The sequence below is a fragment of the Mesorhizobium sp. M8A.F.Ca.ET.021.01.1.1 genome, from assembly GCF_003998025.1.
Classification (GTDB): Bacteria; Pseudomonadota; Alphaproteobacteria; order Rhizobiales; family Rhizobiaceae; genus Mesorhizobium.
In genome coordinates this window covers 1-9,705 of the sequence record NZ_RZSJ01000199.1, presented here as the reverse complement: position 1 = coordinate 9,705, position 9,705 = coordinate 1, and the positions used below count along the sequence as shown (strand labels likewise).

Sequence of the window (9,705 nt, the reverse complement as noted above, 5' to 3'; positions counted from 1 at the left end):
GATTGGGGCCGGGCGATGCCGCCCGCTGGCTGGGTTCGGAGCCTAACCTAGGTCTTGCCGCATCGAGGTCAAAGGCCCTGGCCACCGTTTTCCGCAGAGCCAGCGCTTCACAAAGACGCTATCCCCCGTTTCACCTCCTCCAGCCAGTGGTCGCGGATGCCCAGTGCTTCCAGATGCTTCAGCGTACTCAGCACATAGTCCTCGTTGTTGCCCGATCGGCCGACCGCGCCACGCACCACGGCCGCTGCATCCGCCGCGTCCATCGCCCCGGCATATTGCTCATGCTTGCGGTCGACGATGTAGGCCACGGCCTCGACCGCGCCGCCGCCGTCGAGACGAACCTTGAGCGTCCGCTCGAGATAGACGCTGGTGACAAGCTCGCGCTCACGCAGATAGGCAATGACCTCGTCGCGCAGTTCGCCGGGCACGCGGAAGGCGAGGCCGACGCAGGACCCGCCATGGTCGAGGCCAAGCACCAGTCCCGGCCGCTGGCGCGTGCCGCGGTGCACGAAGGAATAGACGCAAAGCGAGCGGCGGTAGCCATGCAGGCGCGCACGCCGTGTCTCGACATGCGCGAAACCGGGCCGCCAGATCAGCGAACCGTAGCCGAACACCCAAAAATCGCCCATATCACCGCGCCTGATTGCAAAAGAATGGCAACACCGCACCGGAAACCGGTGTTTTTTCCGCTCGTGTCCGTCTACCTATCGTCTCTGTCCACTGGTGTTCCCGGAATCGAGAATCCGTTCACACCATCCATGCGTTAATGAGAGCCAAAGCATGACGTCAAGTGACGAACGCCGACCGGGTAACCGTCGCCGCCTATGGTGGCTTGCCGCGTTCATCCTGGTGCTGTTCGCCATATACAGCGCCGGATGGTTCTATCTGGCCAACAGGGTCAGGTCGGAGGCCGACAAGGCGGTTGCCACGCTCAATAAGAGCGGCATCCAGGCTGGCTGCGCCAACCTCGAGGTCAGTGGCTATCCGCTGAGCTTTGCCGTCTCTTGCGACAATCTCGCCTACGAGGACGATGCCAAGAACATTGCCGCCTCGGCCGGCTCCTTCAATGCCACCGCCCAGATCGCCCAGCCCTTGTCGCCGGTTGCCAATCTGCGCGGTCCGCTCCGAACCTCCGTCCCGGGCATGATGCCGCTCTGGATCGACTGGGACAATCTGCAGGCCAACGTCAAACTGTGGTATCCGCTGCCGCGACGTATAGCGCTGCAGGCCGAGGGCCTGTCGGGCCAGACCGATCCGGCCGACGATACCGATCCAGTCGAGCTGTTCAGTGCCGGCAAGGCATCAGGCCAGTTGCAGCCGAATGGCGCGGATATCGACTATGTCGGCAGCTTTGGCGATCTTGAAATCGATCCCGACACGATCGGCGGGCGCGTGCTGCCGGCGCTCGATGCCAGCGGCGACGTGACACTGAAGAACGGCGTGGCGCTGGTCGGCACGCAGGTGAAAAGCCTGCGCGGCCAGAGGATCGAAATCCGTAATCTCGATCTGTCGTCGGGGACGGCGCGTGTCACCGTTTCCGGACCGCTGTCGGTCGATGCAGAAGGCCTGGTCGATGCCGATCTGATGATCAGGATCAAGGATCCGAAGGCCGTGGCATCTATCCTTGCCGGCGCCGTGCCCGAGCAGAAGAATGCGATCGAGCAAGGTTTTGGCGCCCTGGCTCTACTCGGCAGCGAGCCGTCGATGCCGCTGAAGGTGGTCAAGGGCAAGGCCTCGCTCGGCTTTATCCCGCTGGGCAAGATCAAGCCGGTGCAATAGCACCCATGGCAAGACCCGTGAGGCTCTTGAGTGTTGGAGCGCTGACGCTGGACACCATCCTGCGCGTCGAGTCGCTTCCGACGCATCAGGGAAAATTCATCGCCTCGGACGGCGTCCAGATCGCCTCGGGCATGGCCACGAGCGCGGCCTGCGCCGCACGTCGTCTCGGCGCCGAGATATCGCTATGGGCGAGTGCTGGCGACGATCCTGTCGGCGATCAGCTGATCGCTGGAATCGAGGCCGAGGGCGTCGATTGCAGCCATGTGCGCCGCGTCAGCGGCGCACGCTCGGCGCTGGCCTCGATCCTGGTCGATGCGCATGGCGAGCGTATCATCGTGCCGTTCTACGACACGCGCGCGCAGGCTGATCCCGAAGCCTTGCCGTTTCCCGACATCACGGCGTTCGATGCCGTGCTGGCCGACGTGCGCTGGCCGGGTGCAGCGGCACTTGCCCTGAACGCGGCGCGCGCCGCGGGCAGGCCGGCTATCCTCGATGCCGATACCGCGCCGCTGGCGGTGCTGGAGCAACTGTTGCCGCTGGCCTCGCACATCGTCGCCTCCGAACCGGCAGTGCGTATCATCTGCGGCCACGCGTTGGATCTGGAGACCGCTTGCGAGGATCTCGCCTCCAGCACCGACGCCTTCGTCGCGGTCACCGGCGGCGCGGCGGGTACCTGGTGGTTCGATCGAAGCGCCGGATCATCCCGCCATGTCGAGGCGCCGAGGATCAAGGCGGTCGACACGCTGGCCGCCGGCGATGTCTTTCATGGCGCCTTTGCCGTTGGGCTGGCGGAAGCCATGGCGATCGAGCACGCACTGCGCTTTGCGAGTGCCGCCGCCGCGCTCAAATGCCTGCGCTTCGGCGGCAGGCTGGGCGCGCCGGATCGGGCGGAAACGCTCGCCATGATGGCAGCGACCTGGCCTGAAACAGCTTAGCTCTTTGCCGGATGCTCGACCGCCTGGCGGCCAAAGTCCGGCGCGTCGATATCCTGGCCCGCCTCGATGATCGAGCGGCGCACGGCGCGGGTGCGGGTGAACAGGTCGAAGAGTTTGTCGCCATCGCCCCAGCGGATCGCGCGCTGCAGGAACGCCAGATCTTCCGAGAAGCGCGCCAGCATTTCCAGGATGGCATCCTTGTTGTGCAGGCACACGTCCCGCCACATGGTCGGATCGGAGGCGGCCAGACGCGTGAAATCGCGAAAGCCGGAGGCGGAATATTTGATCACTTCCGTCTTGGTCACCGATTCCAGGTCGTCGGCGGTGCCGACGATGTTGTAGGCGATGATGTGCGGCAGATGCGAGACGATGGCCAGCGTCATGTCGTGATGCTGCGGATCCATCGTGTCGATGTTGGCGCCGCAGCGGCGCCAGAATTCCGACAGCCGTTCCAGCGCCTCCGGATCGGTGCCCGGCACCGGCGTGAAGATGCACCAGCGATTGTCGAACAGGTCGGCAAATCCGGCATCCGGGCCGGATTTTTCGGTACCCGCCAGCGGATGGCCGGGAATGAAATGGACGCCCTCAGGCACATGCGGCTGCATCTGCGCGATGACTGAGGCCTTGGTTGAGCCGACATCGGTGAGGATCGCACCTTTTTTTAGCGCCGGCGCAATCTCCTGCGCCACCGCACCGGATGAGCCCACCGGCACCGAGACGATGACCAGATCGGCATCACGCACAGCTTCCCTGGAATCGGTGGTGTAGGAATCGCCTAGTCCCAGTTCCTCGGCTCGCTTGAGCGTTGCCACACTGCGCGTCGAGATCGCGACATGGCGAGCCAGGCCTTCGCGGCGAATGACGCGGGCCAGCGACGAGCCGATCAGGCCGATGCCGACCAGCGCGATTTTTTCGAACATCGGTGATGCCATGGTGTGTAACTTTTCAGGCGTTCTAGCTTTTCAGGAATGTCTTGAGCGCGGCGACAACGCCGCGATTGGCCTCTTCGGTACCGACGGTCATTCGCAGCGCGTTGGGAAAGCCGTAGCCTGAAACGCGCCGCAGAATATAGCCGCGCGCGCTCAGATAATCATCCGCCGCAGCCGCCGAATGCCTCTGGTCGTCGGGAAAATGAATGAGCAGGAAATTGCCGACGCTGGGCGTCACGCGCAGTCCGAGTCCAGTCATCTCCTCGCTCAGCCAGGCGAGCCAGGTCTCGTTATGCGCCACGCTGCGCTCGACATGGGCGCGGTCGCGGATCGCGGCGATGCCGGCCTCGATCGCGGTCGCATTGACGTTGAAGGGGCCGCGCACGCGGTTGATCGCATCGACAATGTGCATCGGACCATACATCCAGCCGATACGCGCTCCGCCGAGACCGATCTTGGAGAAGGTGCGGGTCATCACCACGTTCTCGGCGCTGCCGGCCAGCTCGATGCCGGCTTCGTAATCGTTGCGGCGGACATATTCGGCATAGGCCGCGTCCAGCACCAGCAGCACGTTTTTCGGCAGTCCGGCATGCAGGCGACGCACCTCCTGGAACGGCACATAGGTGCCGGTCGGATTGTTGGGATTGGCCAGGAACACGATTTTCGTGCGCGGCGTCACAGCCGCCAGCATCGCATCGATGTCGGCGCGCTCGTCGGTCTCCTTGACCACGACCGGGGTGGCGCCGGCCGACTGGATGTAGATCTTGTAGACCATGAAGGCGTGTTCGGTGAACATGGCCTCGTCGCCGGGCGCGAGATAGGTCTGTGCCAACAGGCCAAGGATCTCGTCGGAACCGTTGGAGCAGATGATGTTCTGCGCGTTGAGGCCATGCACCTCGGCGATCGCCTCGCGCAACCGCCTGGCGGTGCCGTCGGGATAGATGTCGAGTTTGCCGGCGACCTCACGCGCGGCCTCGATCGCCTTCGGCGACGGCCCAAGCGGGTTCTCGTTCGACGACAACTTGTAGACCTTGGCGACCCCGGCCGGCGCCGTGCTCTTGCCGGGCACATAGGCGTCTATGTCCATGATGCCCGCGCGGGGGGTTGGACGTGCCTGATCCGGTGTCTGGTTCATGTCTTGCAAAATCCGTCGAAAATGCCTCCATCCGGAAGCCGCTGCGGAAATACAAGCCATGGCCGGCAATGTCGAGAGGCGGCACTAGTGCCAGCCGCCGCCATTGACGGCGAGGCGGGCGGGGTCTAGAAGGGCGGTGACAGTTCCGTGGTGATTTGGCCGGTCGGCTTGCAGCCACGTTAAACAATTCGCTAAAGGGCCGTTTGCGTGACGTAACCGGCTTTGCGAAGGCAATGCCGGTTTTTTATTGTCCGCTACCGGCCCGGACGACCGCATCGGCGCCGCGAAAATCAGCGGAGATTTTCGCAAGAAACGATGCAGCAAGAGAGATTAGGAATGGCCGCTCTGCGCGCAGCAAGGACCAACAACGAGGTCGACAATCCGTCGAGCCTGGTGTTGCGTTTCGGACCCGACAAGCCGCTCAAGCTCGATGCCGGCACGGTGCTGTCGCCGTTCCAGATCGCCTATCAGACCTATGGCGTTCTGAACGATGCCCGTTCCAATGCCATCCTCGTCTGCCATGCACTGACCGGCGACCAGCATGTCGCCAACACCAATCCGGTGACCGGCAAGCCAGGCTGGTGGGAAGTGCTGATCGGCCCCGGCAAGATCATCGACACCAACCGTTTCTTCGTCATCTGTTCCAACGTTATCGGCGGCTGCCTTGGTCCCACCGGGCCGGCTTCGACCACCCCCGCCACGGGAAAGCCCTATGGGCTCGACCTCCCTGTCATCACCATCCGCGACATGGTGCGTGCGCAGCAGATGCTGGTCGACCATTTCGGCATCGAGAAGCTTTTCTGCGTGCTGGGCGGTTCGATGGGCGGCATGCAGGTGCTGCAATGGGCGTCGAGCTATCCCGAGCGGGTGTTCTCGGCACTGCCGATCGCCACCGGCGCACGCCATTCGTCACAGAACATCGCCTTCCACGAGGTCGGGCGGCAGGCCGTGATGGCCGATCCGGACTGGCATGGCGGCAAATATTTCGAGCACGGCAAGCGCCCGGAAAAGGGGTTGGCGGTGGCGCGCATGGCCGCCCACATCACCTATCTGTCGGAAGCCGCCCTGCACCGCAAATTCGGCCGCACCCTGCAGGACCGCGAAGCGCTGACCTTCGGCTTCGATGCCGATTTCCAAATCGAGAGCTATCTGCGCCACCAGGGCATGACCTTCGTCGACCGCTTCGACGCCAACTCCTACCTCTACATGACACGGTCGATGGATTATTTCGACCTTGCCGCCGACCATGGCGGCCGGCTGGCGGACGCCTTTGCCGGCACGAAGACCCGCTTCTGCCTGGTGTCCTTCACGTCGGATTGGCTGTTCCCGACCGAAGAGAGCCGCTCGATCGTGCACGCGCTCAACGCCGCCGGTGCCTCGGTTTCCTTCGTCGAGATCGAGACCGACCGCGGCCACGACGCCTTCCTGCTCGACGAACCGGAACTGTTTGCCGCCATCAACGGCTTTATCGGTTCGGCCGCGCGCGCCAGGGGGCTCGGCGCATGACCCCGAAATGTTGCAGACTTTTCGGACCACGGTCATGCGTCAGACGGAAAGGCGAAGCCATGACCCAGAAAAATTGCGGACTTTTCGGACCATCGTCATGCGCCACTCAGGAGGCGAAGCCATGAGCGTCAATGGCAGCCAGCGTGTCGACCTTGAGGTCGTCGCCAACCTCATCCCGCCGCAATCGCGCGTGCTTGACGTAGGCTCCGGCGACGGCTCGCTGCTCGAATTGCTGCAGGAAACCAAGCAGGTCGACGGTCGCGGCCTTGAGCTTTCGCAGCGCGGCGTCAACGAATGCGTGGCGCGCGGCCTCTCGGTCATCCAGGGCGATGCCGACAAGGATCTCGAATTCTATCCCGACAAGGGTTTTGACTTCGTCGTCCTGTCGCAGACCCTGCAGGCCACCCGCAACCCGAAGCTGGTGCTCGACGAACTGCTCCGGATCGGCAATCGGGCGATCGTGTCCTTCCCCAATTTCGGCCATTGGCGGGTGCGCCTGTCGCTGTTCGTCAAGGGCCGCATGCCGGTGACCAAGGATCTGCCCTACTCCTGGTACGACACGCCCAACATCCACTTCTGCACCATCCGCGACTTCGTCAATCTGTGCGAGGAGCTTGGCGCGACGGTGGAAAAGGCGACCGCGCTCGACGCCAACGGCCAGAAGATCGGCCTGTCGATGCCCTGGTGGTTCTGGAATTTCTTTGGCCAGCAGGCGGTGTTTTTGTTGAAGCGATAAGGCTGCCGTCGGCCTCCTACGCGAGGATATCCGTGGGCTTGTGCGGATGTTCCACGCCGTCGGCCAACACCACATGGACGCAACCGCCAAGAGCTTCCGCCAATTCCAGCGGTGGCAAAAGTGTTGCGGTTGAAGCGCTAGGCGCCGGAATTCACCATTCCCTTGTCGTCAGAACGACGGCACAATGGGTGACATAACAGGTTGTTTTTTGTAGCGTCGCACTTAATCCCGATGAGGGCCAGCCAGGGGGAAGTCCGATCCATTCAACCATCCTGAAGAGCTATCGGAAAGTGCATTTTCGCGCTGGAAACAGCTGACGTGGAGCATTTGCCCCTCATCACGGTCATCACCCCGACTCACAACCGGCGCGAAACGGTGCTCCGCGCGGTGGAAAGCGTGCTTTCTCAGAGCATGGCGCGGTTTGAGCATATCGTCGTCGACGATGGCTCGACCGACGGGACGGAAGCGGCGCTTGCGCGCATTCGCGACCCTCGGCTGATCTATGTCGGCGCGAAATGGCGCGGCGCCAATGCCGCCAGGAATGCCGGCATCGAGCTGGCGAGGGCGCCCGTGGTGACTTTTCTTGATTCGGACGATCTCTTCCTGCCACACCGGCTCGAACGGACGCTGGCATGGTTCGACGACAATCCGGCGCTCGGAGTCCTGCTCTCCTCATATGTCTCGGTGAAGGCTGGCCGTGGCACCGCCTGCGTCAACCGCCGTGCTTTCCTCAATCCGGCGATGCTGGAGCGGGCGGTGGTTGCGCAGACGGCCTTCATCGCCGGGTCGGCGATAACGGCGAGGCGGGAAGCCTTGCTGGCCATCGGCGGCTATGACAGCGACATTCCCCGGATGCAGGACCGGGAGCTTCTGCTGCGCTTCGCACAGCGCTTCGGCGCGCAATTATCGGAAGATATCGACTGGACGAAGCACAATTCGCAGAACTCGATTTCGGGCCGCCGGGACGGCTATATCGAAGCCTATGCGATCCTGATGAGTAAGCACCCGCACATCGCTCGCTCTTACCCCCATGTCCCACCCTTTATGATCACGCGGCAGATCATCGCCGATATTCTCCGGGGGCGGATACCACAGGCATTTGCTGGATACATGGCCAACCGCTCGTCCGACGCGCTTGGTTATTCATTGCCGGAACTGATCGCCGGTTATCTCTACGGCCGCCGCTGGCGGCGCGGCCTCTACGACGAGGTTCGCGGGAAGTTTGGAATTCCACCGGCCTGACCTGGCGGCAGCTCAGCGATCGAGTACGGCGCGTTGCAGGGGACTGCCTGGCCCAAGGCCAGGCCTATCGGTCCAGTTCCGGGAAATAGGGATCCGACAGGAACCGCCTGTCCCGTTCTCCCAGAAGGCAGTCGATCGGCGCGTCCATCTCGGCGGGCATGATTTTGGGCTTGTCCTGAATGCCGCTGACTTCGAGAACCAGCTTGCGCCGGATCGCCGTTGAGAATTCGGCGGCCGCATGGATCGGCAGCACGAAGGAACCAGGTCCGCCGGTCACGCACTGCGCATAATACTGATCGAGATGGCTGAAGGTCGGTGATGGCTTGATCAGGATCGGCAGGCCGTTGATGACGATGCCCTTGGCAATGGCCGCATCGCGCGTCACAGTGACCGGCGGCCCGATATTGTTGGGGCCGTCGCCAGATATGTCGATGACGCTGCGTTCGCTCGCGAAATTGGTGCCGTCGAAAAGCTCGGCGCCGAAAGCAAGCGCGCTCGAAATCGAGGTACCGCGGAAACTCCGGAAAGGGCGGGCCGCAAGCTTGTCGGCAAAGCTGTTGGCGCTCTGCGCACTGTCGATGATCTGCCAGCCGATGACCGCGTCATCGCGCACCGTGCCGGCCCACTCGAAATAGGCGAGCGCAATGCGCCCAGTATGGCCGGAACGGACCGCCTGGATGAAATCGGCGTGCCGCAGCGCCTCGACATAGCCGGCGCGTTGAAGGGCGAACTCGGTTTCGTCCATCGACAGCGAGATATCGACCGCCAGCACCAGTTCGACGTCGACGGCCAGCGTATTTGGCGCCGAAGGAACCGGAGCGGCCTCGGCGCAAGCCAAGCAGGCAAGCAGGCTCATTATCTCAAGCATGGCCAGCACGAGCGATGTTTCGATCGCGACATTCGCTCGCGATCACGGCGAAATAAAGCTTGTGGCAGGCGTGGCCGCCCAGTCCGAATGCCGGCCGTTCTATGTCTTGCGCCGAGCGGCGACTGGCGGCGGTTCGATGGCGCCCGCCCTGACACGGGCGGGTTTCAGCGGGGGCACGCCGGTATCCTTCACGATCGTCAGGGAACGCGGGAAGAACTGATTGTTGTGCAGGCCGCGCCCGATATTGATGATCGCGGCACCTTTCAGATGCTTATCCATGAGCGACAGCACACGCCTCAGCGACGGGCCGTCGAACGCATCCATCGCTTCATCGATGATCACCCATTTCGGCTTCCGCAAGGCAAGCCTGGCGAAGGCGAGCGATCGCTGTTCGTCATCGCCCAACTCACGCTCCCAGCGGGCCGACCGGTCGAGCGAGGATGACAGCCGCTCGAGGCCGACTTCGGCAAGCACCGCCGAAATATCGGCATCGCTTGCCGGAGCGACACCATAGGGATGGTCAAGCACCTCGCGCAGCGTACCGGCGGGGAAGGAAGGGACACGGGGCACGAAGA

9 protein-coding genes, 1 pseudogene and 1 riboswitch are annotated in these 9,705 nt (G+C 63.2%); of the genes and pseudogenes, 5 read left to right on the top strand and 5 right to left on the bottom strand.

Going from position 1 to position 9,705, the window contains the following annotated elements; all coding sequences use genetic code 11:
• Positions 1 to 107 precede the first annotated feature (107 nt).
• The gene (locus EOA36_RS17090) at positions 108 to 629 is read right to left on the bottom strand and encodes a gamma-glutamylcyclotransferase (RefSeq protein ID WP_127278636.1); all 522 of its coding nucleotides are present in this window, start codon (positions 627 to 629) and stop codon (positions 108 to 110) included.
• Between the two features lie 151 nt (positions 630 to 780).
• Here EOA36_RS17090 and EOA36_RS17085 point away from each other — a divergent pair, with 151 nt between their 5' ends.
• On the top strand, positions 781 to 1,779 hold the full coding sequence (locus EOA36_RS17085; RefSeq protein ID WP_127278635.1) for a DUF2125 domain-containing protein: 999 nt from the start codon (positions 781 to 783) through the stop codon (positions 1,777 to 1,779).
• Between the two features lie 5 nt (positions 1,780 to 1,784).
• Positions 1,785 to 2,714 carry a sugar kinase gene (locus EOA36_RS17080; RefSeq protein WP_127278634.1) on the top strand — a complete coding sequence of 310 codons (930 nt, stop codon included), beginning with the start codon at positions 1,785 to 1,787 and terminating at the stop codon, positions 2,712 to 2,714.
• Here EOA36_RS17080 and EOA36_RS17075 read toward each other — a convergent pair.
• Both EOA36_RS17075 and hisC read right to left on the bottom strand, forming a co-directional pair.
• Positions 2,711 to 3,646, bottom strand: coding sequence for a prephenate/arogenate dehydrogenase family protein (locus EOA36_RS17075; RefSeq protein WP_189343785.1), 936 nt, complete (start codon positions 3,644 to 3,646; stop codon positions 2,711 to 2,713). The genes EOA36_RS17080 and EOA36_RS17075 overlap by 4 nt on opposite strands.
• Before the next feature lie 22 nt (positions 3,647 to 3,668).
• Positions 3,669 to 4,778, bottom strand: a complete 1,110-nt coding sequence (hisC, locus tag EOA36_RS17070) for a histidinol-phosphate transaminase (protein ID WP_127278632.1) — start codon at positions 4,776 to 4,778, stop codon at positions 3,669 to 3,671.
• Between the two features lie 137 nt (positions 4,779 to 4,915).
• Positions 4,916 to 4,993: riboswitch (SAM riboswitch) on the top strand.
• Positions 4,994 to 5,114: 121 nt separating this feature from the next.
• Between hisC and EOA36_RS17065 the strand changes: the two genes are divergently transcribed.
• From EOA36_RS17065 to EOA36_RS17055, 3 genes are all read left to right on the top strand, one after another.
• Complete coding sequence (locus tag EOA36_RS17065) at positions 5,115 to 6,284, top strand: homoserine O-acetyltransferase (protein WP_127278631.1); 1,170 nt, start codon at positions 5,115 to 5,117, stop codon at positions 6,282 to 6,284.
• A gap of 121 nt (positions 6,285 to 6,405) precedes the next feature.
• Positions 6,406 to 7,020, top strand: coding sequence for a methionine biosynthesis protein MetW (gene metW, locus EOA36_RS17060; RefSeq protein ID WP_027143503.1), 615 nt, complete (start codon positions 6,406 to 6,408; stop codon positions 7,018 to 7,020).
• 318 nt (positions 7,021 to 7,338) lie between these two features.
• A complete protein-coding gene (locus EOA36_RS17055) occupies positions 7,339 to 8,262 on the top strand; it encodes a glycosyltransferase family A protein (protein WP_127278630.1) in 924 nt (307 codons plus the stop codon).
• Between the two features lie 64 nt (positions 8,263 to 8,326).
• Here EOA36_RS17055 and EOA36_RS17050 read toward each other — a convergent pair whose 3' ends face one another.
• On the bottom strand, positions 8,327 to 9,130 hold the full coding sequence (locus EOA36_RS17050) for a DUF1194 domain-containing protein (protein ID WP_127278629.1): 804 nt from the start codon (positions 9,128 to 9,130) through the stop codon (positions 8,327 to 8,329).
• Positions 9,131 to 9,229: 99 nt separating this feature from the next.
• Positions 9,230 to 9,705: pseudogene (locus EOA36_RS17045) on the bottom strand (ABC transporter ATP-binding protein/permease); the annotation flags it as partial.

What these genes read in the sequence shown, in the direction of transcription:
- EOA36_RS17090 (WP_127278636.1), bottom strand. Translation starts at nt 629, where the DNA reads ATGGGCGATTTTTGGGTGTTCGGCTACGGTTCGCTGATCTGGCGGCCC.
- EOA36_RS17065 (WP_127278631.1), top strand. Translation starts at nt 5,115, where the DNA reads ATGGCCGCTCTGCGCGCAGCAAGGACCAACAACGAGGTCGACAATCCG.
- metW (WP_027143503.1), top strand. Translation starts at nt 6,406, where the DNA reads ATGAGCGTCAATGGCAGCCAGCGTGTCGACCTTGAGGTCGTCGCCAAC.
- EOA36_RS17050 (WP_127278629.1), bottom strand. Translation starts at nt 9,130, where the DNA reads ATGCTTGAGATAATGAGCCTGCTTGCCTGCTTGGCTTGCGCCGAGGCC.
- EOA36_RS17075 (WP_189343785.1), bottom strand. Translation starts at nt 3,646, where the DNA reads ATGGCATCACCGATGTTCGAAAAAATCGCGCTGGTCGGCATCGGCCTG.
- EOA36_RS17085 (WP_127278635.1), top strand. Translation starts at nt 781, where the DNA reads ATGACGTCAAGTGACGAACGCCGACCGGGTAACCGTCGCCGCCTATGG.
- EOA36_RS17080 (WP_127278634.1), top strand. Translation starts at nt 1,785, where the DNA reads ATGGCAAGACCCGTGAGGCTCTTGAGTGTTGGAGCGCTGACGCTGGAC.
- hisC (WP_127278632.1), bottom strand. Translation starts at nt 4,778, where the DNA reads ATGAACCAGACACCGGATCAGGCACGTCCAACCCCCCGCGCGGGCATC.